Source organism: Mycolicibacterium chitae (assembly GCF_900637205.1).
GTDB classification, from domain to species: Bacteria; Actinomycetota; Actinomycetes; order Mycobacteriales; family Mycobacteriaceae; genus Mycobacterium; species Mycobacterium chitae.
The window spans coordinates 2,504,959-2,530,611 of record NZ_LR134355.1 but is presented as its reverse complement, the minus strand read 5'-3'; the positions used below and the strand labels follow the sequence as shown (position 1 = coordinate 2,530,611).

Annotated in this window: 32 protein-coding genes; 21 read left to right on the top strand and 11 right to left on the bottom strand. The window is 69.2% G+C overall.

The window, feature by feature from the left end; all coding sequences use genetic code 11:
• The first annotated feature begins 103 nt into the window (after nucleotides 1–103).
• Nucleotides 104–433: a nuclear transport factor 2 family protein gene (locus EL338_RS11905; RefSeq protein WP_126333940.1), complete on the top strand. Its 330-nt coding sequence runs from the start codon at nucleotides 104–106 to the stop codon at nucleotides 431–433.
• 26 nt (nucleotides 434–459) lie between these two features.
• Here the strand turns inward: EL338_RS11905 and EL338_RS11900 are convergent, their stop codons facing one another.
• Together EL338_RS11900 and EL338_RS11895 are read right to left on the bottom strand one after the other, a co-directional pair.
• Complete coding sequence (locus EL338_RS11900) at nucleotides 460–921, bottom strand: DinB family protein (protein WP_235666449.1); 462 nt, start codon at nucleotides 919–921, stop codon at nucleotides 460–462.
• Nucleotides 922–973: 52 nt separating this feature from the next.
• Complete coding sequence (locus EL338_RS11895) at nucleotides 974–1,810, bottom strand: lysophospholipid acyltransferase family protein (RefSeq protein ID WP_126333938.1); 837 nt, start codon at nucleotides 1,808–1,810, stop codon at nucleotides 974–976.
• Between the two features lie 151 nt (nucleotides 1,811–1,961).
• Between EL338_RS11895 and EL338_RS11890 the strand changes: the two genes are divergently transcribed.
• The 5 genes from EL338_RS11890 to EL338_RS11870 are packed head-to-tail and all read left to right on the top strand — an operon-like array spanning nucleotide 1,962 to nucleotide 5,604.
• Nucleotides 1,962–2,573, top strand: a complete 612-nt coding sequence (locus EL338_RS11890) for a DUF4178 domain-containing protein (RefSeq protein ID WP_126333937.1) — start codon at nucleotides 1,962–1,964, stop codon at nucleotides 2,571–2,573.
• 8 nt (nucleotides 2,574–2,581) lie between these two features.
• On the top strand, nucleotides 2,582–3,088 hold the full coding sequence (locus EL338_RS11885) for a DUF2617 family protein (protein WP_126333936.1): 507 nt from the start codon (nucleotides 2,582–2,584) through the stop codon (nucleotides 3,086–3,088).
• Nucleotides 3,085–3,519, top strand: a complete 435-nt coding sequence (locus EL338_RS11880; RefSeq protein ID WP_126333935.1) for a DUF4247 domain-containing protein — start codon at nucleotides 3,085–3,087, stop codon at nucleotides 3,517–3,519. The genes EL338_RS11885 and EL338_RS11880 overlap by 4 nt, the downstream gene beginning before the upstream one ends.
• 38 nt (nucleotides 3,520–3,557) lie before the next feature.
• On the top strand, nucleotides 3,558–4,016 hold the full coding sequence (locus EL338_RS11875) for a DUF350 domain-containing protein (protein ID WP_126333934.1): 459 nt from the start codon (nucleotides 3,558–3,560) through the stop codon (nucleotides 4,014–4,016).
• A gap of 13 nt (nucleotides 4,017–4,029) precedes the next feature.
• Nucleotides 4,030–5,604, top strand: a complete 1,575-nt coding sequence (locus EL338_RS11870; protein ID WP_126333933.1) for a polyamine aminopropyltransferase — start codon at nucleotides 4,030–4,032, stop codon at nucleotides 5,602–5,604.
• Nucleotides 5,605–5,611: 7 nt separating this feature from the next.
• Here the strand turns inward: EL338_RS11870 and EL338_RS11865 are convergent, their stop codons facing one another.
• Nucleotides 5,612–6,151, bottom strand: a complete 540-nt coding sequence (locus EL338_RS11865; RefSeq protein ID WP_197721927.1) for an MOSC domain-containing protein — start codon at nucleotides 6,149–6,151, stop codon at nucleotides 5,612–5,614.
• Between the two features lie 224 nt (nucleotides 6,152–6,375).
• On the opposite strand from EL338_RS11865, the gene EL338_RS11860 reads away from it, so the two are divergent.
• Nucleotides 6,376–6,705, top strand: coding sequence for a hemophore-related protein (locus EL338_RS11860; RefSeq protein ID WP_126333931.1), 330 nt, complete (start codon nucleotides 6,376–6,378; stop codon nucleotides 6,703–6,705).
• 50 nt (nucleotides 6,706–6,755) lie between these two features.
• Nucleotides 6,756–7,367, top strand: a complete 612-nt coding sequence (locus EL338_RS11855) for a pyridoxamine 5'-phosphate oxidase family protein (protein ID WP_126333930.1) — start codon at nucleotides 6,756–6,758, stop codon at nucleotides 7,365–7,367.
• A 13-nt stretch (nucleotides 7,368–7,380) separates the two neighbouring features.
• On the opposite strand, the gene EL338_RS11850 is transcribed toward EL338_RS11855, so the two are convergent.
• A complete protein-coding gene (locus EL338_RS11850; protein ID WP_126333929.1) occupies nucleotides 7,381–7,560 on the bottom strand; it encodes a hypothetical protein in 180 nt (59 codons plus the stop codon).
• 185 nt (nucleotides 7,561–7,745) lie between these two features.
• Between EL338_RS11850 and EL338_RS11845 the strand changes: the two genes are divergently transcribed.
• Nucleotides 7,746–8,645, top strand: a complete 900-nt coding sequence (locus EL338_RS11845; RefSeq protein WP_126333928.1) for an MBL fold metallo-hydrolase — start codon at nucleotides 7,746–7,748, stop codon at nucleotides 8,643–8,645.
• On the opposite strand, the gene EL338_RS11840 is transcribed toward EL338_RS11845, so the two are convergent.
• Nucleotides 8,639–9,778 (bottom strand): FUSC family protein, encoded by a 1,140-nt coding sequence (locus EL338_RS11840; RefSeq protein WP_126333927.1) that lies wholly within the window; start codon nucleotides 9,776–9,778, stop codon nucleotides 8,639–8,641. The genes EL338_RS11845 and EL338_RS11840 overlap by 7 nt on opposite strands.
• Nucleotides 9,779–9,834: 56 nt before the next feature.
• Here EL338_RS11840 and EL338_RS11835 point away from each other — a divergent pair, with 56 nt between their 5' ends.
• Nucleotides 9,835–10,344: a MarR family winged helix-turn-helix transcriptional regulator gene (locus tag EL338_RS11835; RefSeq protein ID WP_126333926.1), complete on the top strand. Its 510-nt coding sequence runs from the start codon at nucleotides 9,835–9,837 to the stop codon at nucleotides 10,342–10,344.
• Nucleotides 10,345–10,347: 3 nt separating this feature from the next.
• On the opposite strand, the gene EL338_RS11830 is transcribed toward EL338_RS11835, so the two are convergent.
• Together EL338_RS11830 and EL338_RS11825 are read right to left on the bottom strand one after the other, a co-directional pair.
• Nucleotides 10,348–11,241, bottom strand: a complete 894-nt coding sequence (locus EL338_RS11830; RefSeq protein WP_126333925.1) for a serine hydrolase — start codon at nucleotides 11,239–11,241, stop codon at nucleotides 10,348–10,350.
• Nucleotides 11,238–12,119, bottom strand: a complete 882-nt coding sequence (locus tag EL338_RS11825; RefSeq protein WP_308213124.1) for a LysR family transcriptional regulator — start codon at nucleotides 12,117–12,119, stop codon at nucleotides 11,238–11,240. Before EL338_RS11825 ends, EL338_RS11830 begins: the two co-directional genes overlap by 4 nt.
• Before the next feature lie 158 nt (nucleotides 12,120–12,277).
• Here EL338_RS11825 and bla point away from each other — a divergent pair, with 158 nt between their 5' ends.
• A complete protein-coding gene (gene bla, locus EL338_RS11820) occupies nucleotides 12,278–13,177 on the top strand; it encodes a class A beta-lactamase (RefSeq protein ID WP_126333923.1) in 900 nt (299 codons plus the stop codon).
• Between the two features lie 33 nt (nucleotides 13,178–13,210).
• On the opposite strand, the gene EL338_RS11815 is transcribed toward bla, so the two are convergent.
• Nucleotides 13,211–14,053 (bottom strand): alpha/beta fold hydrolase, encoded by an 843-nt coding sequence (locus EL338_RS11815; RefSeq protein WP_126333922.1) that lies wholly within the window; start codon nucleotides 14,051–14,053, stop codon nucleotides 13,211–13,213.
• 121 nt (nucleotides 14,054–14,174) lie between these two features.
• Between EL338_RS11815 and EL338_RS11810 the strand changes: the two genes are divergently transcribed.
• Nucleotides 14,175–15,008 (top strand): carbonic anhydrase, encoded by an 834-nt coding sequence (locus tag EL338_RS11810; protein ID WP_163792133.1) that lies wholly within the window; start codon nucleotides 14,175–14,177, stop codon nucleotides 15,006–15,008.
• Between the two features lie 7 nt (nucleotides 15,009–15,015).
• On the opposite strand, the gene EL338_RS11805 is transcribed toward EL338_RS11810, so the two are convergent.
• The 3 genes from EL338_RS11805 to EL338_RS11795 form a co-directional block, all read right to left on the bottom strand.
• Nucleotides 15,016–15,555: a hypothetical protein gene (locus EL338_RS11805; protein WP_126333920.1), complete on the bottom strand. Its 540-nt coding sequence runs from the start codon at nucleotides 15,553–15,555 to the stop codon at nucleotides 15,016–15,018.
• A 76-nt stretch (nucleotides 15,556–15,631) separates the two neighbouring features.
• The gene (gene katG, locus EL338_RS11800; protein ID WP_126333919.1) at nucleotides 15,632–17,881 is read right to left on the bottom strand and encodes a catalase/peroxidase HPI; all 2,250 of its coding nucleotides are present in this window, start codon (nucleotides 17,879–17,881) and stop codon (nucleotides 15,632–15,634) included.
• Nucleotides 17,871–18,347 carry a Fur family transcriptional regulator gene (locus tag EL338_RS11795; RefSeq protein WP_126333918.1) on the bottom strand — a complete coding sequence of 159 codons (477 nt, stop codon included), beginning with the start codon at nucleotides 18,345–18,347 and terminating at the stop codon, nucleotides 17,871–17,873. The genes katG and EL338_RS11795 overlap by 11 nt, the downstream gene beginning before the upstream one ends.
• A gap of 161 nt (nucleotides 18,348–18,508) precedes the next feature.
• On the opposite strand from EL338_RS11795, the gene EL338_RS26145 reads away from it, so the two are divergent.
• From EL338_RS26145 to EL338_RS11755, 9 genes are all read left to right on the top strand, one after another.
• Nucleotides 18,509–18,667, top strand: coding sequence for a hypothetical protein (locus EL338_RS26145; RefSeq protein ID WP_170217437.1), 159 nt, complete (start codon nucleotides 18,509–18,511; stop codon nucleotides 18,665–18,667).
• 115 nt (nucleotides 18,668–18,782) lie between these two features.
• Nucleotides 18,783–19,379 carry an FKBP-type peptidyl-prolyl cis-trans isomerase gene (locus EL338_RS11790; RefSeq protein WP_126336822.1) on the top strand — a complete coding sequence of 199 codons (597 nt, stop codon included), beginning with the start codon at nucleotides 18,783–18,785 and terminating at the stop codon, nucleotides 19,377–19,379.
• Nucleotides 19,380–19,451: 72 nt separating this feature from the next.
• Nucleotides 19,452–19,841: a TA system antitoxin ParD family protein gene (locus tag EL338_RS11785; RefSeq protein ID WP_126333917.1), complete on the top strand. Its 390-nt coding sequence runs from the start codon at nucleotides 19,452–19,454 to the stop codon at nucleotides 19,839–19,841.
• A 28-nt stretch (nucleotides 19,842–19,869) separates the two neighbouring features.
• A complete protein-coding gene (locus tag EL338_RS11780; protein ID WP_126333916.1) occupies nucleotides 19,870–20,448 on the top strand; it encodes an ATPase in 579 nt (192 codons plus the stop codon).
• Between the two features lie 306 nt (nucleotides 20,449–20,754).
• Complete coding sequence (locus EL338_RS11775; protein WP_235666509.1) at nucleotides 20,755–22,107, top strand: serine hydrolase domain-containing protein; 1,353 nt, start codon at nucleotides 20,755–20,757, stop codon at nucleotides 22,105–22,107.
• A 157-nt stretch (nucleotides 22,108–22,264) separates the two neighbouring features.
• Nucleotides 22,265–23,698: a rifampin monooxygenase gene (gene rox, locus EL338_RS11770; protein ID WP_126333914.1), complete on the top strand. Its 1,434-nt coding sequence runs from the start codon at nucleotides 22,265–22,267 to the stop codon at nucleotides 23,696–23,698.
• A gap of 26 nt (nucleotides 23,699–23,724) precedes the next feature.
• Nucleotides 23,725–24,324 carry a TetR/AcrR family transcriptional regulator gene (locus EL338_RS11765; protein WP_126333913.1) on the top strand — a complete coding sequence of 200 codons (600 nt, stop codon included), beginning with the start codon at nucleotides 23,725–23,727 and terminating at the stop codon, nucleotides 24,322–24,324.
• Entirely contained in the window at nucleotides 24,321–24,824 is a 504-nt protein-coding gene (locus EL338_RS11760; RefSeq protein WP_126333912.1) for a pyridoxamine 5'-phosphate oxidase family protein, read from the top strand. The genes EL338_RS11765 and EL338_RS11760 overlap by 4 nt, the downstream gene beginning before the upstream one ends.
• Nucleotides 24,825–24,917: 93 nt before the next feature.
• Nucleotides 24,918–25,643, top strand: a complete 726-nt coding sequence (locus tag EL338_RS11755) for a cutinase family protein (protein WP_435404903.1) — start codon at nucleotides 24,918–24,920, stop codon at nucleotides 25,641–25,643.
• Nucleotides 25,644–25,653 lie beyond the last annotated feature (10 nt).

Here is a 25,653-nt window from a genome sequence, read left to right as displayed (position 1 = left end):
TACCATGACCCACCTGCTCCAGCAGACGAACGCGGGACTCATCACAGACACGTTGTCATGCCTCAGCACATGTGGTCGGGCTTGACCGAAGGAAAGGTTCGCGATGCCAACTCAACTACCAGCACCGGTGCGCGGTGTCATCGATGCCGCCAACAATGGTGATACCGCCGCGTTCCTGGACCAGTTTGCGCCAGGCAGTGGCTACGTCACCGACTGGGGGCGAGAGGTCCGCGGCATCGATGCAATATCTCGTTGGAGCAACGCCGAATTCATCGGTAAAGCCATCAAGCTCGACATCATCACGTTCTACCGCACCGATGACGACGAGATCGTCGTCATCGCACAACTTCACAACAACGGCTCCAGCACCCCGTACACGTTCACCTTCCAGCTCGCCGACGACCGGCTCGCGGCAATGCACATCAACGCCTGACAACGGCCTGCACGCCAAGGCGGAAGTCAGTTGGCGAGGATCTGCTCGCGCAGGATGTCGGCGTGCCCGCAGTGGTGGGCCAGTTCACGCAGGACCTGCAGATACACCCAGCGCAGCGTGCGCGGTCCGGCGCGGTGGCCCCGCGCAACCGTCTCCAACGGCAGGCCGGCGACAATCTCCCGGGCCGTCGCGCACGCGTCCCGAAACGCCGCCGACACCGAAGCGACGGTGTCGTCGTCGGCAATCCGGTACGACTCGTCGACGCTGTCCACCAGACCGAGATCCACGCGCGACATGCCGCCGACGGATTCCTCGAACCACACCCGCTGCATCCACGTGACGTGCTTGAGCAGGCCGAGCAGCGTGGTCGCCGACGGGACCAGTCGGCGCCGTGCCTGTTCCTCGGTGAGGCCGTCGAGGGTGGTCTGGATGAGGCTCCGGTACTCCTCGACGAAGGCGTCGAGCTGAGTGCGCTCGTCGTCCAGCACAGCATCGAATGTGCCCAATGCACCTCCCACCCTCGGAACTGCTGCCGTGGCTTCAGCCTAGGACCGGAAAGCGCCGCCGCGCGGCGAGCCGGTCCAGCGACCGCTGCATCGTGACCCGCACGTGCGCGTCGACCTCATCGATGTCGGGGTCGTCACCGAACTGCGCGACGATGTCGATCGGGTCGAGCACCTCCATCACGATCTTCGACGGCAGCGGCAGATTCGGCGGGAAGAACACGCTGAGGCCGAACGGCAGGCCCACGCTGACCGGTACGATCTCCAGCCGAAACTTGGTCAGCCGCAACAGCTTCGCAAGGCGGTGACCGCGGGTCAGGAACAGCTGCGTCTCCTGGGCGCCGATCGAGACGAGGGGCACGATGGGCACACCGGCGCGGATGGCCGTCTTGACGTAGCCGGTGCGGCCGTTGAAGTCGATGACGTTGGCGGCCGTGGTGGGCCGGTACGCGTCGTAGTCACCGCCCGGGAAGACGAGCACCACGGCGCCGTCATCCAGCGCGGCGGCCGCGTTGTCCGGGCTGGCCTCGATGATCCCCAGTCGATTCATCACCAGCGACAGCGGCCCCATCACCACGCCGTAATGCGCGAGGCTGTGCAACGGTCGGTCGTAGCCGAAATGTCCGTAGAACGCGGGTGCGAACACCAGGCCGTCGGGGGTGATCATGCCGCCCGAATGATTGGCCACCAACAACACCGGGCCGCCGGCCGGGATGCGTTCGATGCCGCGCACCTCGGCGCGGAACCACGTCCGCACGGCAGGTCTGACCCACTTGCCGACCTGTTCGATGAACTTCGGATCCCAACCGGACCGTTCGTTGCCGCCCACCCGTCCCCCCCATCCCGAGGTTTCGATGATCCCCTCCCCGTTCATGCCCGGAGACCGATTCGGACAAACATGGCCAGCGGCCACGCCCCGCGTCCGAGAGAGCCGACTCGACGATTGCAGCAGTCCCCACGCGCGCTGTTACCGTCGGTACTAGACCAACCACCGCATCACCGGCACACCGCAGGGAAGGGGCCGCGTGGAAACGCTGCTGATACTGCTGGCTATCGGCTTCTTCATCGCCGCGATCGTCGTGTTCGCCAAAGCGCGGCAGCGTCCTCACGAGCCTCGGCAGCGGGCCGAGCGCCAAGATCCGTTGAAGTTCGCCACCATGCCGACGTTCGGGCCGCGCCAGCTGGGCCCCGGCGCCATCGTCAGCTACCGCGGCATCGATTACGTCGTCCGCGGATCGGTCACGATGCGCGAGGGACCGTTCGTCTGGTGGGAGCACCTGTTGGAGGGCGGCGACGGCGAACCGATCTGGTTCAGTGTCGAGGAAGATGAGGGCCGCCTCGAGTTGGCGATGTGGACGCGACGCAAGGATCTGGCACTGCAACCGGGCGGGACCCATACGGCCGACGGCGTGACGTTCAACGAGACCGAACGCGGGCGGGCCTCCTACACCACCGAAGGCACGACGGGCCTGCCGGCCGGCGGCGACATGGACTATGTCGACTACGCCGACGGCGCGCAGACCACGTTCCTCGGCTTCGAGCGATGGGCCCCCGAAATGGCGTGGGAGGTGTCGCTCGGCCGCGCGGTGACGCCCGGTGAACTGACCGTCTACCCCGCACCCCCCGCCGACGCCTAGGATTGCTGTTGCCGCTCCACGAACTCGCCGTGTCGCCGACCGACGTCAGCGGCGCGGGCCTTGGGCTGGCACTCAACGCCCCCGCCCCACCCACGCTGGCAACGTGGCGCATCCGCCACCCCGACGGTGGCGCGTTGCAACTCGGCGTGCTGGGCGCGTCCCACGTCGTCACGGTGGAGAGCCCCAAAGCCTGCTTCTCCGAACAGGTTTCCTGCACAGCCCACCGCCACGGCGGCGACCTGCCGGAACGCGCCGAAGCCCCCGGCTACCAGCTCGAATCGCACATGAGTACCCAGGATGAGCCGACGTTCCGCCAACTCGCAAGGCAGCTGCGCGAGTACTGCGCGCGCGATCCCGAGTGGCTCGGCGGCGCGTTCCCCGGCGACGACGCGGCGCTCACCGCGCTGTGCGCCCAACCGGACGGTGCGGGCTGGCGGTGGCAAACCTGGCACCTGTATCCACAGCCCGGGGCCGGCGGCACCGTGGTGTACACCGCCAGCCGGTGGGCGCCATGAGCAAGGGCGGCCTGTACCTCCTCGCCGGCGCGCTGGCGATCGGCGGCCTGGTCTGCCTGCTGTTGGGAATGTCGCTGGCGGCCAAGGATATTCGAACGCACGTGGCGGAGAATTACCCCGCGTACTCGCATGGCGCCGAAGCCTCGAGTTACGAATGCACCGGGTCGCCCAGCGAAGTGGCCGACCGGCTCGCCGACTATCAGCGCCCCGAGGCCAGGGCCACCGATCGCGACGTCGAGTACCTGCGCTTCGACGACGACATCGTGATCGTCGGCCCCGACAACGACCGGCCGTGCACGATCCGGGTCGAAGACGTCCGCGGCAGCAACTACAGCGGAGGCGCATTCATCTTCCTGGGCCCCGGTTTCTACCCAGGTGCTCCTGCGGGCGGATCGGGCGGTAGCCCGGGCGGCCCGGGCGGAGGAAAGTGACACCCGCACCGGACACCCACCTAGTCGAAGGAGATCCCATGCACATCGCCGCCATCGAGTTCGGCACCATCAGCGGTGATTACCTCGCCCAGAACGTGGTCGCGGCGGTCCTCTACTTCCTCGTCGGCGTCGGTGTGCTGGTGGCCGGCTTCGTGATGGTCGACGTGTTGACGCCAGGCAATCTGCGTCAGCTGGTGTTCGTCGAGCGCCGTCCGAACGCGGTCGCCGTCGCCTCCGGAATGTATGTGGCGCTGGCCCTCGTCGTCGCCACCGCCATCATCGCCAGTTCGAGTGATCTCGGCCAGGGACTCGTCGACGCCGCCGTGTACGGAATCGTCGGCGTCGTCCTGCAGGGTGTCGCACTGGTGGTGCTCGAAGTCGTCGTACCCGGCCGGTTCCGTGACCTCATCACCGACGAGCGGCTCCATCCGGCGGCAATCGCCACGGCGGTGGCGCTGATCGCGGTGGGCGCGGTCAACGCCGCCGCGCTGTCGTGACCCAGGCTCGTCGGTGAGCACCGAGCAGGAAGCCGCGGCCGACCCGGTCCAGCCGACGAGGCGCTGGCGGGCCCTGCTGCTCGCGGCCGTGGCGGCTTGCGCGGCATGCGGGCTGATCTACGAACTCGCGCTGCTGACCCTCTCGGCGAACATCCACGGCGGCGGCATCGTCGCCACCTCGCTGATCGTGGCCGGCTACGTCGCGGCCCTCGGTGTGGGCGCGTTGCTCGTCAAGCCACTGTTGGGCCGGGCGGCGATCACCTTCATCGCCGTCGAAACCCTGCTCGGCGTCATCGGTGGCCTATCGGCGGCGGCGCTGTACCTCACCTACGTGTTCATCGGTGGTTCGTTGTGGGTGCTGGTCGTGGGCACCGCCGTCATCGGCTGCCTGGTCGGGGCCGAGGTGCCCCTGCTCATGACGTTGCTGCAGCGTGGTCGCACGGCCGGCGCCACCGACACCGGCCGGGTACTCGCCAACCTCAACGCCGCCGATTACCTCGGCGCGCTGATCGGCGGGCTGCTCTGGCCGTTTCTCCTGTTGCCGCAACTCGGCATGATCCGCGGCGCCGCGGTCACCGGGATGATCAACCTGGTGGCCGCGGCCATCGTGGCGGTCTTCCTGCTGCGCCACATCATCAGTGCACGCGAGCTGGCGGCGGCACTGGGCGTGCTCGCCGCGGCGCTGGGCCTGCTGGCAACGCTGCTGGTGCGTGCCGACGGCCTCGAGACGACGACCCGACAGCGGCTCTACGCCGACCCCATCGTCGCCTACGAGCGCTCCGCGTATCAGGAGATCGTGGTGACTCGCCGCGGTGACGACCTGCGGCTGTATCTCGATGGCGGACTGCAGTTCTCGACCCGCGACGAACACCGCTACACCGAAAGCCTGGTCTATCCGGCGCTCAGCGAATCACCGCGGTCGGTGCTCGTGCTGGGTGGGGGCGACGGCCTGGCGGCGCGCGAACTGCTCCGGTTCCCCGGCATCGACAGGATCGTGCAGGTCGAACTCGACCCGGCGGTCATCGACCTGGCGCGCACCACGCTGCGCGAGGTCAACGGCAACGCGCTGGCGGATCCCCGGGTCGACGTGGTGGTCGACGACGCGATGGCGTGGCTGCGCGCCCCGCACCCCGACGTGCACCCCTCGGGTGGCTTCGACGCGGTGATCGTCGACCTCCCGGATCCCGACACCCCCGTCCTGGGCCGACTGTATTCGACCGAGTTCTACGCGCTCGTGACGCGCGCGCTGGCCCCGAACGGGCGCTTGGTCGTCCAGGCGGGCAGCCCGTACTCGACGCCGACGGCGTACTGGCGCACGTTCTCGACGATCGAGTCCGCCGGCTTCGCCGCGACGCCGTACCACGTGCATGTGCCCACCTTCGGTGACTGGGGTTTTGTCCTGGCGCGACGCGGTGCCGACCCGCCCACGCCCACCGTGCCGGCGGAGGCCCCAGCACTGCGATTCCTCGACCAGCAGGTGCTCGACGCCGCCACCGTGTTCGCGGACGATCAGGCGCCGCGCACCTTGGAGCCCTCTACGTTGGATCGGCCCCGCATCGTCGAGGACATCCGCCTCGGTTACCGGTGACCGCGGCTCACACCACGTCGAGCGGCACGTGAGCCCCGTCGACCGGCAGGACCCGGACCGAATCGCCGCGACGCACAACGCCTCCCGCGACCACGACCGACATCACGCCCGCAAGGCGCACCGTCTTGCCGGTCGCATCCACCTCGATGAACTTCTGCATGAGCCCGTCGTGCAGTCCGTTGATCTGGTTGCACGGGTTGCGCAGCCCGGTCACCTCGACGACGGCCTCGTCGCCGAGTTGCAGGCGCGTGCCCCGCGACAGGCCCAGCAGGTCCACGCCGCTCGTGGTGACGTTCTCGCCGAGATCGCCCGGACTGACCCGGTACCCATGCTCGGCGGCGTAGTCGAAGAGTTCGGCGTGGATCAGGTGCACCTGACGCAGGTTGGGCTGGGTGGGGTCGCGGCGCACCCGCGAACGGTGCTTCACCGTGGTCCCCGCATGCGCGTCGCCCTCGACCCCGAGTCCCGCGAGCAGCGTGATGCTGTCGAGAGTCGGTTTGCTGAAACGGTGCGTGGCGTCGCGCGCCACGGCGAGGATCTGGCCCACGCGGTCATCGTAGGGCCCGGCGCACGGTCCCGCCTTTCGAGCGCCGCGCCGGCGGCCGCGGCCTCCCGTAACGTTTTCCGTGCCGCCGTCGAAAGCCTTACTGTGCGACCAGTGCTGGGCCTCGGTAGCGAGCGCACCCTCGGGCCCAGCGGAGCTGTTAGCGTATTCGCCGACCATTTCCCGGTGCGCGGGTGCGTCTGACCCCTGCTGTAGAAGGTGGAGATATGAAGACCAAGTTTTTCGTCACGACCGGTGTTGCGGCCGCTGCGTTCCTGTTCGGCGGCGCGGCCGTCGCGTCGGCGGCGCCCGATGTGGAAGCCATCGTGAATTCGACGTGTACCTATCCGCAGGTCAGCAGCGCGCTGCACGCGACCTCGCCGCAGGTGGCCGCCGAACTCGAAGCCAGCCCCATGGCCGTCAGCTGGATCCAGAACCTGCTGAACTCCGGCCCGGACGAGCGGCGCGCGGCGCTCAACCAGATCGCCGGCTTCCCCCAGCTCGACGGCTACACCTCGGTGATCAACTCGGTGGCCTACAGCTGCCAGAACTACTGACCCGCTGAATTCAGTTGCCGACGACGGGTCGGCTGCGTTGACTTGTCGACATGGCCGACCTGAGTGCCCTGACGCGCAAGCCCGACCGCGGCGGTGACCGACGCCTGCTCGACGAGGTGTTCGACCACTGCCAGGTCGCCACGCTCGCGACCGTCGTCGACGACGAACCCTGGTCGGTACCGATTCTGGTGGCGCGCGTCGGCGACCAGCTTCTGCTGCACGGGTCGACGGGCGCGGGCGCGCTGCGCCACGCCGCGACCGGCGCCAAGGTGGCGGTCAGCGCGTTCCTGCTCGACGGCCTGGTGATCGCCGACCGGGCGTTCGACCATTCGGCGAACTACCGCTCGGCGGTGGTCCGAGGCGTCTGTGTGACCGCGAGCGCGGACGACGCAGGGTCCGCGCTCGACAGCTTCACCGATGCGCTGCTGCCCGGCCGGTCGGCGGAGTGCCCGCCCCACACCGCCAAGGAGATTGCGCAGACGCTGCTGCTCGCACTGGCCATCACCGAGGACAACTGGATCGCCAAGCAGCGCAGCGGTCCGCCCGGCCCGCCCGAGAACCCCGGGTGGACGGGAGTGATTCCCGTCGCACCCTCCTACGGTCAGCCGCTGGAGGCCACGCCGGGGCCGCTGCCGGAGTCGGTGCGGCGGTTGCTCGCCTGAAGCGTGTCCGGGGCTAAGCCTCGGGCGCGGTCTCGGGGGCCGGCTGCGCGGCAGGGTTCTTGGCCTGCTTGCGTTGAGCGAGCTGATATTTCACCAGAGCGACCAAAGCCTTCGGGTTACGAGCGAACGCACCGGCAGCCTGAGCCCCCATCTTCAGCTTCTGGCGGGCTGTCAGTTCCTGCGCTGGCTCCATTGAATCTTCCTCCCTGAGATGTTGGTCGCCCCGGAACGATAGCCGAAGCAATGACGGGTCGGGCGTGCACCTCCGCACCGGAGTTTCGCCGCGGCGGATGAGTCTGCGCCGTGCGGGGCGTTCCACCGCAATGACAGTCATTTCACGACGCCTCGGATCGGGGCGCGCAGGCGAGGAGCACAACCATGAGCGTGGACAGCATTCCCGGGATCGACGAGTTGGTGCCGTCGCGGTATGCACAACAGGTCGGGGACATCGAGGTGCTGGTGATCAGCGACGGAGTCTTGCCGATCACGGCCTCGACGTTGGCCACCAACGTCGAGCCGAACGAGCTGGCGGGCTGGCTCGGCGACAACTTCCTGCCGCCGGAGGTGGTCGACTGGCCGCTGAACGTCGTGGTGGTCCGCAGCGGAGAGCGCACGATCCTCGTCGACGCCGGGCTGGGACTGGAGTTCCCGGACTTCCCACGCGCCGGTCAGACCGCGCACCGGCTCGAGGCCGCCGGGATCGACCTCGCGGCGGTGACGGATGTGGTGCTCACCCACCTGCACATGGACCACGTCGGCGGGCTGCTCACCGAGGGTGTCAAGGACCGGCTGCGGCCGGACCTGCGGGTGCACCTCGCGGCCGCCGAGGCCGAGTTCTGGACGGCACCCGACTTCACCGACACCACCATGCCGCAGCCCATCCCGAACGTGCTTCGGCGCGTCGCGGCGCAGTTCCTGGACGAATACCACGGCCTGCTACGAACTTTCGAGACCGAGTACGAGGTGGCCCCGGGCGTGCTCCTCAGCCGCACCGGCGGCCACACCCCGGGTCACAGCATCGTGCGGGTGGCCTCCGGCGGCGAGGCGCTGACGTTCGCCGGTGACGCGGTGTTCGCCCCGGGGTTCGAGAATCCCGAGTGGCACAACGGTTTCGAGCACGATCCGACGGAGTCGGCACGCGTGCGAGTCGAGTTGCTGCGGGAGGTGGCGGCCTCCGGGGAGTCGTTGGTGGCCACGCACCTGCCGTTCCCGTCGGTCTGCCGGGTGGCCACCGCCGGCGACGCGTTCCGCTGCGTGCCGACGGTCTGGGACTACTGAGCGGGCCTGCGCGCCACGGCCTCGGCGTCGACCCCGGTGATCGTCACCGCGGCGACGACGATGCCCACCACGATTCCCACCGCGGTGTCGAGCACCCGGTCGATGGCGGCCGCCGGCGCCAGGCCCGCACCAAGGCTGGTCAGCAACAACGCCATCGGCGTCACTGCCACCGAGCACAGCGCGTAGTTCACCGTCGAGGCGATCTCGGCGAGGATTTGGAAGATGACGATGGCGACGACCGCGCCCCAGTACCCCAGCGGCAGGGCGAGCAGGATCGCGGCCAGGACCGCGCCGGCGACGTTGCCGAGCAACCGCTGCACACCGCGGTGCACCGTGACGTGATAGCCGACGCCCTGCATCGCGGCCACGGCACCCATGAGGGCCCACATCGGATGTTCGAAGCCCAGCGCCATCGCGATGGCCGCACCCAGCGCCCCCGCGATGGTGATGCGCACACCCCGCGCGAACAGGGACCGGTGCGGGGCGCGGCGCAGGGTGACCCAGATCGGCTCCCGCCGGGCCACGCCGGACTCGGCCACGCGGTGTGTGCGGGTGAACCGGTCGCGCGCCAACCCGTACAACCACGGCGCCAGCGCGGCAAGCATGCCGATCAGCGCTCCCCCAGCCGTCACCGCGACCGAAAGAACCACATCGCCGGCATCCTTGGCGAAGACCTGCGCGCCCGCGGCGCCGAACACGAACACCACCGCGCCGGGGCCGACGATGTGCAGCGCCCACACCAAGTACGCCGCGGCGCCGGCCAGGACGGAAACCACCGCGGTCACGAGGAATACGTTGCTGCCGGTGGCGCCCAGGACCGCGCCGATGCCGATCGACGCGGTGATGCCCGTCCCCAGGACGGCAAGGCGGCCGGCGCGCACCGGGTACGGGTCCGGGCGGCAGAACGCGGAGATCAGAGCGCCCAGCGCCGCGAATCCGGCCACGGCGTGCTGGCCCGTCACCCCACCGATGATGAACACCACCGCGACCGCGACACCGACCCGCAACGGCACGGCCAGACCGGCCCGCCCGAAGTCGACATCGAGGACGCCGCGCAGACCGCGCGGCGTGACGGCATGCCCCAGCGCGGAGAAACCGTGGCTGAGGTGGCGAGTGAGAGTAGACGCGAACATTGGGCGATACTTTACCACTATTTTACTAATGAAGTAAATAGGGCTATTCTTGCCGCATGACCAGCACCGCCGACGTGGCGCCCGTTCCCGACACCGTCGACCGCGTCCGTCAGGAGTGGTCCGAGGCGTGTCCGCACCTCGACACCTCCCCCATCGACGTGGTGGGCCGGGTGCATCGCATCTCCTCGATCTGCAATCATCGCCTCGACGTCAGCCTGGAGCGGCACGGCATCAACCGTTCGGAGTTCACCGTGCTCAGCGCGCTGGTGCGGGCGGGGCGACCGCTGCGCGCCAGCGAGGTCGTCCTGACCACCATGCTCAGTGGGGCCTCGATCACCAAGATCGCCGACGCCCTGGTCAAACGGGAGCTGGTGGTCCGGCAGAAGTCGGAGCGCGACGGACGCGTCGTCCTGCTGGCGCCGACCGACGCCGGGCGCGCCATCATCGACGATCAGATGCCGCGCCGGCTCGCCGACGAGCAACGCCTGATCGCCGGACTGACCGACGACGAGCGCCAGACACTGGCCGGGCTGCTGCGGAAAGTCTGTGCGGCCCTGGGCGATTGACCCTCAATCCAGCCAGGCCCGCAGTTCGGTGACCGCGAGATGGGCGGCGCGGCCGATCGCGGCGTCCACGACGGGTAGGAAGACATCCGAGCGGGCGGCCCGAGTGAAGACCGCGACCGCGATGGGCGTCTCGCCGGGCATCTCCACCACGGCCGCCTCGTTGCGGATGGGCCCGATTGTCCCGGTCTTGCCGGCGACCATCACATCGGCGAACGGGAACCCCGAGCGGATCCGGTGCGGCCAGATCTGTTGGGCCAAAATGGCTCTCATGGTCGAACAGGTGTCCGGGGTGGCGACCGTGCCGGTCCAGATCCCGTTGAGCACCGCGATGATGTCCGCCCCGCTGGTGGCGGTCGTGTAGGCCGGATCGAACGCGGCGCTGTCGTGAATGGTGTTGTTGCTGGCCAACAGTCCGACGGCCTCGGGCAGCGTCAGCGCCCCCGAATCGTGGATGATCTGCCGCTGCAGGGCCGCGGTGCCCCCGACGACTCGGGTGCAGGTGAGGCCGAGATCCTCGATCACGGCCTCGACCGCCGCCAGGCCGAGGGCGCCGAGGATCACGTCCGAGGCGGCATTGTCCGACAGCGTGATCATCAGCCGCGCCAGATCCCACCACGACAGCGTCACCGGATCGCTGAACAGGCTCAGCCCGGTGGGCCCGGGTGTGCAGTCCGCCGGCACCACCCGGACGCTGGCACGGGGGTCGAGCTGACCGGCATCGAAGGCCCGTGCCAGCGCCACCAGCACGATCACCTTGTACACCGAGGCGGCCACCACCGGTTCCGTCCCGCCGACGTCGACCACCGGAGCGTCCCGCCCGATCGGCTGGGCCCGCAGCCAGCCCTGGCAGCCGGCGTCGACGAAGACGTCGTTGATCCGGTCGACCACCTCGGTCATGGCCCGACCCGCAACAGTTCCCGATCCAGCGCGTAGATCAGCTCCGCGAGGTCGCGGCCGGGAGCGGCAACGATGCGCACCCGCAGGGCCACGTCCTCGACCAGCATGCGACGGTGCACGGTCCCGGCGTGGACCGCCGCCGTCGTCGTCGCCACGCCGAAGCACTGCCCCGCCGCGACCGCGGCACTGACCTCGCGATGGGTCGAGGCCGGGTGCACCGCCGGGTCGAGGCCGCGCCGCCGCAGGGCATCCAGCAGCACATCATGGGCGGGCGGGTTGTCCCCGCGCGGCGCGCAGGCCAGCGCCAGCCCGCGCAGCATCTGCGCCCGCGGATTCTTCGCCTCCGCGGCACGACTACCGATGGGCAGAACCACTTTTCGATCCAAGGTGAGCACCGGTCCGGCGCTCAGCTCGGCGATCACCGCGGGGTGCGCCACCACCGCGATGTCGAGGTCGCCGCGGCGCAGATCGGCCAGCAGCGCCGCGGTGCCCTTGGTCACGGTCGCCACCGGCACCTCGGCCGAGTCCGACGCGCCCCGCAGCGCGCGTACGCACCGCGCCAGGATCTCGTCGTCGAGCTGCGGGATCGCACCCCAGCGCACCCCCTGCAGTCCACCGAAGAGCTGCGCGGCCTCGGACAGCAGCCGGGTCGAGTCGTCGACGATCAACCGTGCCCGTGGCAGCAGCGCGGCACCGGCCTCGGTCAGCGTGGCCCCGGCCGGTCCGCGCTCGACGAGCTGCAGCCCGAGGTGGTTCTCCAGGCGCCGCAAGCCCTGCGAGATCGGCGGCTGCGTCATGCCGAGACTGTCGGCCGCCTTGCCGAAATGGCGATGCTCGGCCACCGCCACGAAGTACCGCAGATGCCGGATCAAATCCACGCCGTCCAATCAACACGACGCGCACGGGCGAGGCAACACGACCGTGGCGATGCGCCCGCGGAACAACCCCTCGCTGCCTGCGCCGATTCGCAACCACTATGGGCCACACCGCGCGGCGAACCTGGCGAGGCCACCGGCGCCGTGTTTGGGTACCTCGCATGACCACACACCTGACTCGCCGCCAAGCCCTGATCGGGCTCGCGGCCGCCGCGGCGTTGGTGGGCTGTCGCCAGGCAGGCGCCGTTCCGCTCCCCCAGCCCACCGGACCGCTGGACCTCGCCGGCCTCGAGGATCGGTACGGGGCCCGCATCGGCATGACCGCCGTCGACCTCGCCTCCGGGAAATCGTTGGCGCACCGGGCCGATCAACGGTTCGCCATGTGCTCGACGTTCAAGACCTACGCCGCAGCCCGCGTGTTGCAGCTGACCGAACAGGGCCGACTGCACCTCGACACGCAGACACCGATCACCGAGTCCGACATCGTCACCCACGCCCCGGTGACCGGAACCAAGGTCGGGCAGTCGATGTCGCTGGCCGACCTGTGCGCGGCGGCGCTGATGGAATCCGACAACACCGCGGGCAATCTGCTGCTGCGGGCCATCGGCGGACCGCCGGCGATCACCGAGTTCGCGCGCAGCGTCGGCGATGACCGCACCCGGCTGGACCGGTGGGAAACCGAACTCAACTCGGCGCTGCCCGGGGATCCTCGCGACACGACCACCCCGGGCGCCCTGGCGCTCGGCTACCGCGAAGTGCTGACCGGCACCGCCCTTGCCGAGGCCTCCCGCGAACAACTGCTGGCCTGGATGAAGGCGAACATCACCTCGGACAAGCGATTTCGGGCCGGGCTGCCCGCGGGCTGGACGAGCGCCGACAAGACCGGGGGTGGCGACTACGGCACCACCAACGACGCCGGACTGCTCCTCGGCCCGAAGGGGCAGCGAATCGTCCTGGTGGTGCTGACCCGCTCCCTCGACGATCAGCCCGAGGCCGGGCCCTACAACGAGGCGATCGCGGAGACGGTTCGGCGCACGCTGGACGCCCTCGGGCATCGATAGGGCCGGCCGCGGCGCGGGGCGTTGACCCGCGGGTCAGAACAATTCCGGGGTCGTCGGTGCCACGTCGTCGAGAAACGCAGTGACCATGGGGGCCAGGACCTCGGACTCCCCCGCCAGGCCGATGTGGGAAATGGCCGGCAGCACCACCAACCGTGCGGGCGGGGACCGGCGCAGCATGCCGGTGGCGGCCGCGTCCACATCACCGCCACCGCGCAGTTCGAACATGGCCAGCGCGTGCTCGAGACGAACGCCGTCGGCGTCGCCGATTATCACCATGGTCTTCGCCGGGATGGACCGCATCTCCTCGTCGCTGATGTGCTGGTCGTCGATGTTGAGCACCTTCATCTTTTCGAGGTAGGCGCCAAACGCCGCGGGATCGGGCGTGTGCTCCAAGAATGCCTGTTCGACCGGGGTGCCCGACCACGCATCGGCGCCCATGCTCGCGATGGACTCGTAAACCGAGGGATGCCAGCCGTCTTGACGAAAGGTCGCCGACATCGAGACCAACTTGCTCACCATCGCCGGGTGCCGAACAGCGAGTTGCAGTGCCACCCCGCCGCCCTGCGAATACCCCATCACGTCGGCGCGCGGCACCTCCAGTGCGCGTAACAGCGCCGCAGCGTCGTCGGCGAACTGCTCGTAGGACATCGCACGGGCGGTATCCGCAGTGCGGCCGTGGCCCTGCTGATCGAAGATGATCACAGGCCGCGATGCCTCGAAAGCCGCCACCCACGCCGTCATCGAGTCGGTCGCCATGAACGCGCCGGGAATCAACAGCAGGGGCGGCGTCGATGTCCCCAGTTCTCCGTACACCTCGTAGTACAGGTGGAGTCCGTTGATCGGCAGGTACCCACTCCTCGAGGACTTCGTTGTCACGACATCGCCCTTTCCATATCGTCGTTATCCACGCGTGAACTTCCGTCACCGATGCAGACCGGGTTCGCCGCACAAACTCATCGCGGACGAGAGGCCACGACGCCGACGTATGGTGGGGCACGTGAGTGAGCAACGCGCACAAGGAACTCCCGTGGCCGGGGCGACGCTGAGTTTGCACTGGACGGCGGAAACCGGACCGCCACCCGTCCGAACCCCCGACACCGCGCAGGACGCAGTCGCACTGCTGGACAGAGGGTCTCAGGCCTTCGCGCAGCTGGGTTCGGAGCCGCTCGAATGGCGGTTGGACCCCGCCGCCCTGGGCTTTGGCCCGGCCGACAACGACGGCGTGCTCACGCAGGAACCGTTCGCCGCGGTGCTCAGTTGCTCGGACGCACGGGTACCCATCGAGCTGACCCTGGGCCAGGCCGCCAACGAACTGTTCGTCGTGCGGGTGGCCGGCAACGTCACCGGTGCCGCCTGCCGCGGTTCCCTGCACTACGCCGCCGCACACCTGCCGAGCGTGAAAGTGTTTGCCGTAGTCGGGCATTCACGCTGCGGCGCGACCACCGCGGCGGTGGACGCGACGCTGCATCCGGACAAGTACCTCGCGATCGCCACGGACGGTCCGCTGCGCGAGATCGTCGACTCGCTGCTGGCCGGCGTCAACTTCGCGCAGCGCGCACTGATGCACGCGCACGGCGCCGCGGTGGTCGACTCGCCGCACTTCCATGCGCGGCTGGTCACGTTGGCGACGCTGGCGAACACCGCGCTCAGCGCCCTGGTGATCGAGCGTGATCTGGGGCGGCCGTGCGCCTTCGGCGTGTACAAGCTCTCGGCCCGCAGCGTCGGGGTGCGCCGCGCCGACGGGTTCCACCCCGGTTTCGCGATGGCCCCCAAGGACGAGGAGGAGATCACGTCCCTGGTCCTCGACGCGGCCCGTTCGCTCGAACTCTGAGGGTCCGCTACGGCGTTGGGGCCGGCGGCGTCGGGAAGCCCGGCGGCGATGCCGGATCCGGCTGTCCGGGCTGGACGAACTCGTATCCCGGGGGCGGCGGCCCGTCGATCGGATAGTAGCCCTCCGGCAGCGGCGGACCACCGCTGTTCGGAGGCGCGGCCGTCGACGCGGTCTCGGACCCCGGCGCGTTCATCGACACGAAGCCGGGCGGCAATGCCGGCGCCGGCCCGGCCCCCGGCGGTGGCGGTGCACCGCCACCGGGAACCATCGCCGGGTCGTCAACCAGATAGTAGGGATTGCGGGCCTGGTGCCAGAGGTCACGAAGCGTACCCAGCGGGCCCGAGCCGTACTGGCCCGTACCGTAGACCGGATTCGCCATCTCGGGCACCGTCGGCGGCCCCGGCGGCAGCGGCGGTGGTGGCGCCCCGGGCTCGGCCGGCGGGGGCGGCGGAACCGGGTCCGCGGCGGCCGACTGGGCCGCGCCCAGGGCCACCCCGACGGCCGCCAACCCGGCGGCGGCCAGCACGATGGGGTGCCTTACGGTCATGAACCCGACGATCCTCTCTGTGGCGTAGCGAGCATCGTCGCACAGATCCGCCGCCGACGACGGGTCGAGCGTCGACTCAGTCCAGATCGAACCGGTCGTTGTTCATCACCTTCACCCACGCCGCGACGAAGTCCTCGACGAACTTCCCCTGGTTGTCGTCCTGCGCGTAGACCTCGGCCAGCGCGCGCAGTTGGGAATGCGAACCGAAGACCAGGTCGTTGGCCGTGGCGGTCCACTTGGTCTGCCCCGAGGCCCGATCGACGCCCTCGTAGACGTTCTCCGCGGTCGACCCCTTCCATTGGGTGTTGATGTCCAGGAGGTTGACGAAGAAGTCGTTGGTCAACACCCCCGGCCGGTCGGTGAACACGCCGTGGCCGGCGCCGCCGTGGTTGGCCCCGAGGGAACGCAGCCCGCCGATGAGCACCGTGAGCTCCGGAGCGGTCAGGTTCAGCATGTACGCCCGGTCCACCAGCAGCCGCTCCACCTGGGTCTTCTCATTGGGCCGCAGATAGTTGCGGAACCCGTCGGCCCGGGGCTCGATGATGGCGAACGACTCGACATCGGTCTGCTCCTGCGTCGCATCGGTGCGTCCCGGCGCGAAGTGCACGTCGATATCGAAGCCGGCGTCCTTGGCCGCCTTCTCGACAGCGGCCGAACCCGCCAGCACGATCAGGTCGGCCAGCGAAATCTTCTTGCCGCCCGAGGCCGAGCCGTTGAAGTCCTGCTGGATCTGCTCGAGCACCGGCAGCACCTTGGCCAATTCGGCGGGCTCGTTGACCTCCCAGTTGCGTTGCGGCTCGAGCCGGATGCGGGCGCCGTTGGCGCCGCCGCGCTTGTCGGTGCCCCGGAAGCTGGCCGCCGACGCCCACGCCGTCTTGATCAGTTGGCTCACCGAGAGCTGGGATGCGAGCACCTTGTTCTTCAAGGTGGCGATGTCCTGCTCGTCGACCAGCGGGTGGTCGACGGCCGGCACCGGGTCCTGCCACACGTAGCTTTCCTTCGGCACCCAGGGTCCGATGTAGCGCGAGGCCGGCCCCATGTCGCGGTGCAGCAGCTTGAACCAGGCCCTGGCGAACGCGTCCGCCAACTCCTCGGGGTGATCCAGCCAGCGGCGGGTGATGTCGGCGTAGATCGGGCTCTCTCGCATCGAGATGTCGGTGACCAGCATCGTGGCCATCCGCTTCTTCGCGGCGTCGAACGGTTCCGGGATGCTCGGTTCGACGTCCTTGGCGACGTACTGCCAGGCGCCGGCCGGACTCTGCTCCAGCTCCCACTCGTGCCCGTAGAGGTACTCCAGGAAGGTGTTGTCCCACTGGGTCGGAGTGGGCGTCCAGACCACCTCAGGACCGCCGATGATGGCGTCGGCCCCCTTACCGGATCCGTAGCCGCTCTTCCAGCCCAGGCCCTGCTGCTCGATGGGCGCTCCCTCGGGCTCGGGACCGACCAGGTCGGGATCGCCGGCGCCATGGGTCTTGCCGAAGGTGTGGCCACCGACGATCAGGGCCGCAGTCTCCTCGTCGTTCATCGCCATCCGGCCGAACGTCTCGCGAATGTCGTACGCCGCCTTGAGCGGATCCGGCTCGCCCTCGGGCCCCTCCGGATTGACGTAGATCAGCCCCATGGTGGTCGCACCGTAGGGTTCGGCGAGTTCCCGCTCACCCGAATAGCGCTTGTCGGTGCCCAGCCAGGTGTCCTCGAAGCCCCACAGCGTCTCCTCGGGTTCCCAGATGTCCTCCCGGCCGAAGGCGAAGCCGGCGGTCTTGAATCCCATCGACTCCAGCGCGACGTTCCCCGCCACGATGATGAGATCGGCCCACGAGATCTTGTTGCCGTACTTCTGCTTGATCGGCCACAGCAGCCGACGGGACTTGTCCGTCCCGCTGTTGTCCGGCCAGCTGTTGAGCGGGGCGAAGCGTTGGGCGCCTTGACCGCCACCGCCGCGGCCGTCGTGGATCCGGTAGGTGCCCGCGGCGTGCCAGCTCATCCGGATGAATGCGCCGCCATAGTGGCCGTAGTCGGCCGGCCACCACTCCTGGGAGGTGGTCATCAGCTCGATGAGGTCGCGTTTGAGCGCCTCGGCGTCGAGGGTCTTGACCTGTTCGCGGTAGTCGAAATCGGCGCCCAGCGGATTGGCCTTCTCGGTCTGTGCGTGCAGCACCGACACGTCGACCTGGTTGGGCCACCAGTCTTGGTTCTTCAGGGGTGCGTGCGCCTTCGGGGTGGGCGACGGCATCGCCGGGTTCTCGCTCTCGCTCCTGCTCCCGGTCTTGGTTTCGGGCGAGGGCGGGCGGGCGTCAGAGGTGTCAGACACGGTCTTACCTTTCATCGAGTGGTGGTGGGCTGCGGTCGGGAAGTTCTCGTGCGGTGGCACAGCGGGGGCAAATTCCCCAGTAGATGACCTCGGCTTCGTCGATGGCGAACCCGGCCAGGGATCCGTCGTCGGCGGCGGTCAGGCAGGGCGTCTCGCCGACGGCGCAGTCGACGTCGGCGATCGTGCCGCAGCCCCGGCACACCACGTGGTGGTGGTTGTCGCCCACCCGGGTTTCGTAACGAGCGAGCGAACCGTTGGGCTGGATTCGGCGAACCAAACCCGCCGCGGTCAGCGCATTCAGCGCGTCGTACACGGTTTGGTGGGACACCTCCGGCAGGCGGACGCGGGTGGCCCGGATGATCGTGTCGGTCTCGGCATGGGGGGGGTGCTCGCTCACAGCGACCAGCACCGCGAGGCGGGGGCGGGTGACACGTAAACCGGCCGCCCGCAATGTGCTCGGCAATTCGGGGGCCTCAGCCATTCTCCCGAGTGTGGCGCGCAGATTTTAAAGTATCAAGTGTCAATCGAAATACGCTGTGGCACTTGCTTTTCAGTGTGCCCACCCGGGACCGTCAAGGGCCGAAATTCGATGTTTGAATTCGCGCATTTGCGGGTACCGAAGGCGGACGAAAGGAGCCATTCATGGGCAAGCACAGCAAGGACAACGCGACCGGACCCGAGCCCGGGCAGGAACCGCCGGCCCCAGGCCCTACCGATCAGGGCGGCAAGGGCGGAATGGCCACCCGGGAAGTCGCCCCGGACATCGCCGAGCCCAGTTCCGACAGCGACACGCGGGACTGAGCCGATTTCACCTGGCTCACGGGGTAGCGCCCCGGTGGCGGCCGGCGTCTGTAGCGTGACCATCGTGAACTCTTCTCGCATACCCACCTCCTTCACGTTCGTCGCCGGCGCCGCCATGGTCGCCCTGACGCTGAGCGCCTGCGGTTCCTCGGACACCGACACCGCCACCTCACCGACCACCCCCTCGGTCGCCGAGGTGGTCACCACCTCCGTCAACGAGACGACGGTCGATGAGACGACGGTCGCTGCCGCCGAGTGCCCGACCACGGCTCCGGCCGAGGGCGGCACGCCCGAGTGGACGTTGCCCGGCGACACCGGCAGCGTCGCGGTCACCGGCGCCACCGAGTCCGCGGCGCCGCTGGTCACCGTCGAGGCGCCGTTCAGCGTGGCCGAGACCCAGGTGCAGACGCTGCAGGCCGGCGACGGCCCGGTGGTCGCCGACGACGCCACCGTCCTGGTCTGCTACATGGGCGTCAACGGCCGCGACGGGTCGGTGTTCGACAGCACCTACGAGCAGGGCGCGCCCATCGACTTCCCGCTGGGCGGCGTGGTCCCCGGCTTCCAGAAGGCCATCGCCGGTCAGACCGTGGGCTCCACCGTGGGCGTGGCCATGACCTCGGCCGACGGCTACCCCGACGGCCAGCCCGCCGCCGGCATCCAGCCCGGTGACTCGCTGATCTTCGCCATCAAGATCCTCGACGCGACCAGCTGATTCAACGACGGCCGTGATCGTGTAGCAATATGCTACACTCGTTTCAGATTGCTACACGATCACGGAGTCGTCATGACGGATACCACCGACCGGGTGACCCGGTTCGCCGCGGACCTCGTCGATGCCGCGGCGGTCGAAGGTGCCCGCCAGAGCCGCTCGGCCAAACAACAACTCGACCACTGGGCGCGGGTCGGCCGCGCGGTCTCCAGCCAGCACAGCGCCGCACGCCGCAAGGTCGAAGCCGCGTTGGCCGGCGAAACCCCCCTGCGCAACCTCAGCCCCGAGGAGGGCGTGGCGTTCAACGCAGAGATCACCGCCGCCCTCGAGGAAAACTTGGCGCGCACCGACTACGGGCAGATTCTTGCCGACCGCGGCGTGACCACCGTCGCCCTCGATGACGATGGACAGATCGTGCAGTACCGGCCCGATGGAACGACGGCGGTGCTGGAACCTCGTCCGTGACCCGTGACGGCGAACGGGTCGCGCCGAGATGAAGCGGCTGGACCTCGTCATCGGCTGCAACGGCGCCGGAAAATCTACCTTCGTGGAGCTGACCCTGGCGCCCCTGCTGCCGGGTAGCGCGTTCGTCAATGCCGACGAGATCGCCAAGCGGCGTTGGCCCGCTGATGCCGCCGAACACGCCTACGAGGCCGCGCGTACCGCGGCCGCCACCCGCGCCCGGCTCATCGAACTCGGTGAATCGTTCATCGCCGAGACCGTGTTCTCACACCCATCGAAGCTCGAACTCGTCGACACGGCCCTCGCAGCCGGCTACGTCGTGGCCCTGCACGTCGTGCTGATCCCCGAAGAGCTCGCGGTGCTGCGCGTGGCCCACCGCGTCACCGCCGGCGGACACGCGGTGCCCGAGAACAAGATCCGGGAACGCTACGGGCGGGTATGGGAGCTGGCCGCCCGCGCCGCGCAGCGGGTCGATTCAGCCACGTTCTACGACAACAGCACCCGACGAGGACCTCGTATCGTCGCCCAACTACACGGCGGTTTCATCGTCGGTCAGCCCCGCTGGCCGGACTGGACGCCAACGGCGTTCACCGACCGCTGGCCCGCCTGACTCAACTACCCTGCACAACAGTCGATTTCATGTGGGCCAATTTTTCCAACCGTCACGAGAATTGACGGTCGCGCTGTTATGGTGATCGCGCTCAGGCCAATTGACGCGCGAACAAGGAAATTCGAAGCCGTGCAACACCATTACGGTCGCCCCTTTCCACGCCGAACTCTGCTCCGCGGTGCGGGCGGCCTCACGGTGGCCGCATTGTTCGCCGGCACCGCGGCCACGACGGCGTGTAGCCGCACGGAACCAGCCCCCGACGACGACGCGAGGTTTGCTGAACTCGACGCCAAGGTCGAAGAACTCATGGCGCGCTACGCCGTGCCCGGGGTGGCCGTCGGGGTGTGGCACCAGGGCCGCGAACACCTGCGCGGCTTCGGCGTCACCAACCTCGAGGAGCCCGAGGACGTCACCGAAGACACGCTTTTCCGGGTCGGCTCGACCACCAAGACGTTCACCGGGACCGCGCTGATGCGCCTGGTGGAATCCGGCGACGTCCACCTCGACGAACGGGTCCGGACCTATCTTCCCGACTTCACCACTTCCGATCCCGAGGTGGCCGAACGGGTCACGGTGCGCCAGTTGCTCAACCACTCCGCGGGCTGGCTGGGCGACTACTACGTCGATTTCGGTCCCGGCGACGACGCGCTGGCCAAGTACGCCGCCGGAATGGCCACGCTGCCGCAGCTGACGCCGCTGGGCACCACGTTCGCCTACAACAACGCGGCCCTCGCGCTGGCCGGCCACCTCATCGAGAAGGTCACCGGCAACACCTACGAGCAGGCGCTGCAGGAGTTGGTCCTGGACCCGCTGCACCTCGACCGCAGCGGGTTCTTCCCCGACGAACTCACCGACGTCCCCACCACCGCATCGCACAACAACGTCGAGGGGCGCGCGGTGCTCAACCGCGACGCCTGGGTGATGGGCCGCTCGCTGCACCCGACCGGCGGGCTGATCTCCACCGCACGGGACCAATTGCGTTACGCCCGATTCCATCTCGGCGACGGCGGCGGCCCCGACGGCGAGCAGCTGCTGACCACCGAGTCCTTGCAGGCCATGCGTTCGCACCTCGGTCCGCCGGGCACGCTGATCGTCGAGGTCGACGGCGCCGGGGTGGCCTGGCATGTGCGGCCCACCGCCGAGGGGGTGCCGGTGATCATGCACGGCGGCTCCTGGCCGGGTCAGCAGTCTGGGTTCTACTTCGTTCCGGACCGCGACTTCGCCCTGACGGTGCTCACCAACTCCGACAGCGGGGACCGGTTGATCGCCGACATCATGTACGACGACTGGGCGCTGCAGCGCTTCGCCGGACTGCACAACCTGCCCGCCGACGTGCGCGACCTGAGCCCCACGGAGCTGGCCGCTTACGAGGGCCGCTACACCGCCACCGAGATCGAGGCCGACGGCGCGGTCAACAGCACCGAGGCGGTGCTCACGGCCGAGGACGGCCGGCTGCGCTACCGCGTGCTGAACGCCGACGGCGAGCCCAAGCCCCCCGAGCCGCACGCGCCGGCCTATCTGGCGTTCTACCGCGACGACTACGTGCTGCACCTCGACCGCGACGGGAACTCGCTGCATAACCGCGCGAACTTCGTGCGCGGCGACGACGGACAGGTGCAGTGGCTTCGGATGGGCGGACGACTCAACCGGCGCAACTGACGCCCTGTTTCCGCCTCACTTTCAACGTATAGCGCACCCCGGGGCTTGTGGCAAGGCCCCCGTCATGCTGCAGAATCGTCGGGCCCGAAGCCAGATCCGCTGAAAATCAACGACTCTCGGCGTGACTGGCATCCCGATACTCCGAGGAGATGCGCAGATGTTCGACGTGATCATTGCCGGCGGCGGCCCCACCGGCATGATGCTGGCCAGCGAGTTGCGGTTGCAGGGCGTGCACGTGCTGGTCCTGGAGAAGGACACCGCGCCCGGTAGTTTCGTTCGGGCGCTGGGATTACACGTGCGCAGCATCGAGCTGCTGGACCAGCGCGGGGAGCTCGAACGGTTCCTCGCGCACGGCCGGCGACACCCGCTGAGCGGATTCTTCGCCGGCATCGCCAAGCCGGCGCCCGCCGACCTCGACACCGCGCACGGCTACGTGCTGGGCCTGCGGCAACCGGTCATCGACCGCCTGTTGGCCGCGCGGGCCGCCGAACTGGGGGCCGAGATCCGCCGCGGCGCCGAGGTCGTCGCCGTGGCCCAGGACGACGACGGGGTCACCGTGGCTCTGGCCGACGGCGCACCGCTGCGTGCCCGGTTCCTGGTCGGCTGCGACGGCGGCCGCAGCACGGTCCGCAAACAACTGGGGGTTCCGTTTCCCGGTGCGCCCGCCCAGGCCGAGACCCTGCTCGGCGAGCTGGCTGCCACCGCGGATCCCGCGGTCATCGCCGCCGTCGTCGCCGAGGTGCGGCAGACCGAATTGCGGTTCGGCGCAATGGCTCTCGACAGCGACCTGTATCGCATCATCGTCCCCGCCGCGGCGGTGAGCCCCGACGGCGCCGCGCCACCGACGCTCGACGAGTTCCGCGCCCAACTCCTGGCGGTCGCGGGCACCGACTTCGGCGTGCATTCGCCGCAGTGGCTGTCGCGGTTCGGCGACGCCACCCGCCTGGCCGAGAGCTACCGGGTCGGCCGAGTGCTCCTGGCCGGCGACGCCGCGCACGTACACCCGCCCGCCGGCGGCCAGGGGCTCAATCTCGGTATCCAGGACGCCGTCAACCTGGGCTGGAAGCTGGCCGCCGAGCTGAAGGGCTGGGCGCCAACGGGATTGCTCGACAGCTATCACCACGAACGTCATCCGGTCGCCGCCGAGGTCCTCAACAACACCCGCGCGCAGATGGAACTCATGTCGACGGCGGCCGGCCCGCAGGCGGTGCGGCGACTGGTCTCCGAATTGATGGAATTCGAGGAGGTCAACCGCTACCTGATCGAGAAGATCACCGCCATCGACATCCGCTACGACCTGGGTTCCGACCACGACCTGGTGGGCCGACGGCTCCGCGACCTGCCGCTGCGCCACGGCGGCCGGCTGTACCCGCTGCTGCACGACGGCCGAGGCCTGCTGCTCGACCGCTCCGGCGGACTGTCGGTCGCACGGTGGGCGGACCGGGTCGATCACGTCGTCGACGAGAGCCCGGAGTTGGATGCACCGGCGGTGCTGCTGCGGCCCGACGGTCACGTGGCCTGGGTGGGGGCCGAGCAGCAGGACCTCGACGACCGCCTGGCGGCGTGGTTCGGCGAACCTTGCCGCGATTGATTTTAGAGATTACTCTCTAAAATCTGATGGGACGCGCACCGAGGTTCGACGCCGACACCCTGCTGGACGCCGCGCGCGAGTTGTTGCTCACCCGTGGCCCGGCCGGGCTCACGGTGCAGGGCGTGGTCACCGCGCTGGGCGCGCCGTCGGGGTCGGTGTACTACCGGTTCGCGAATCGGGACCTGCTGGCCGCCGAGGTGTGGCTGCGCGCCGTGGAGCGTTTCCAGGCCGGGCTCACCGCCGCCGTCGCCGCACCCGACCCGCTCGACGCCGCGGTGCGCAGCGCACTGCACGTACTCGAGTGGAGCCGCGCCAACCGGGCGGACGCCAGCGTGCTGATGCTCTACCGGCCCCGCGACCTGTTGCCCGACGGCTGGCCGACCGCGGTGCGGCCGCGCAACGAGGAACAACTCGCGGCAGTCTCGACCTATCTGTCGCAGCTGTCGACCCGGTCCGGCACCGACCCACTGCGGGTGCGATTCGCGGTGATCGACGTGCCCTACGCCGCGGTTCGCCCCGCCCTGCTGCGCGGCCGCGCGCCCGAACCCGAACTCGACGACCTGGTCGAAGCGACGGTCCGCACCACCCTCGCGCACCCCACCACCACAACGCAGGAGGAGCCATGAGCATCACCGAAACCCAATGGCGCACAGCGCGGCACGTCGTTCGACGCGCGGTCCGCAGCTCGCTGCACTGCAGCATCGCCTCGCGCAACCCCGACGGCTCCCCGCACGTGACGCCGATCGGATCGGTGCTACTGGACCACGACATCGGGACCGCGTGGTACTTCGACGTGTTCAACACCCGCCTGGCCGCCAACGTCGACGCCGACCCGCGAGTCACCATCCTGGCCGTCGACAGCGGCCGGGGACTATGGCTCCGAGCCCTGGCCACAGGCGTTTTCGCCGCTCCCCCGGGCATCCGGTTGATCGGAGCGGTCGGTCCCCCGCGGCCCAGCACACCGGCCGAAGTGGCCCGCTTCCACCGCACGATCGGCCCGCTGCTGCACACCCGGGGCGGCCGCACGGCGTGGGGCCGGCTCGCGAGAGTCCGTGACATACAGGTGGACTCCGTCGACCCAATTTCCATCGGCACCATGACACGCCCGGAGTTGAGCCGTTCTTGACGACCGTTTGAAGCGGCAACACCATGGGTACTGCCTCTTTGCTTCTGCTCGCTCGCCGGGGGATGTGAGCGGCGTATCCCGAAGGAGTCGCTTGTGAACGTTCGCCGGGCCATCCGGATCTTCGCCGCCGCCCTGCTGACCGCGGGGGCCGTGACGGCAGGCAACATGACCGTCAGCGCCGTCGTGCCGGGCGCATCGGCGCAACCGTGCCCCGATGTCGAGGTGGTCTTCGCGCGCGGCACCACCGAACCGCCCGGCGTCGGGTTGACCGGACAGGCCTTCGTCGACGCGGTGCGCGCCCAGGCCGGCGGCCGCACCGTCGCGGTGTATCCGGTGAACTATCCCGCCAGCAGCGACTTCGCCAATCGGATCGCCTTCGCGCGCACCGTCGTCGACGGCATCAAGGACGCCGGGGCCCACATCGAGGCCACCGCGGCGGCCTGCCCGGATACCCGCATCGTGCTGGGCGGTTACTCCCAGGGGGCGGTGCTGGCCGGCTTCGTGACCGCCGCCGAGATTCCCGACGGCATCCCCGACGAATACCTCTCCTACATCCCGAACCCGCTGCCCGACGAGGTGGCCGAACATGTGGCCGCGGTGGTGCTGCTGGGCATGCCGTCGGACGAGTGGCTGAGCCGCTACGACGCGCCGCTGGTCACCATCGGTCCACTGTACGAACAGAAGACCCTCGAGTTGTGCGCGCCCGGCGACTCGATCTGCGACGGCAACCCCGGCGGGATGCCCACCTTCGAGCACACCCTGTACCCGGTGAACGGGATGGTCCACGAGGCCGCGGCGTTCACCGTCGATCGGATTTAGGCCGTCAACG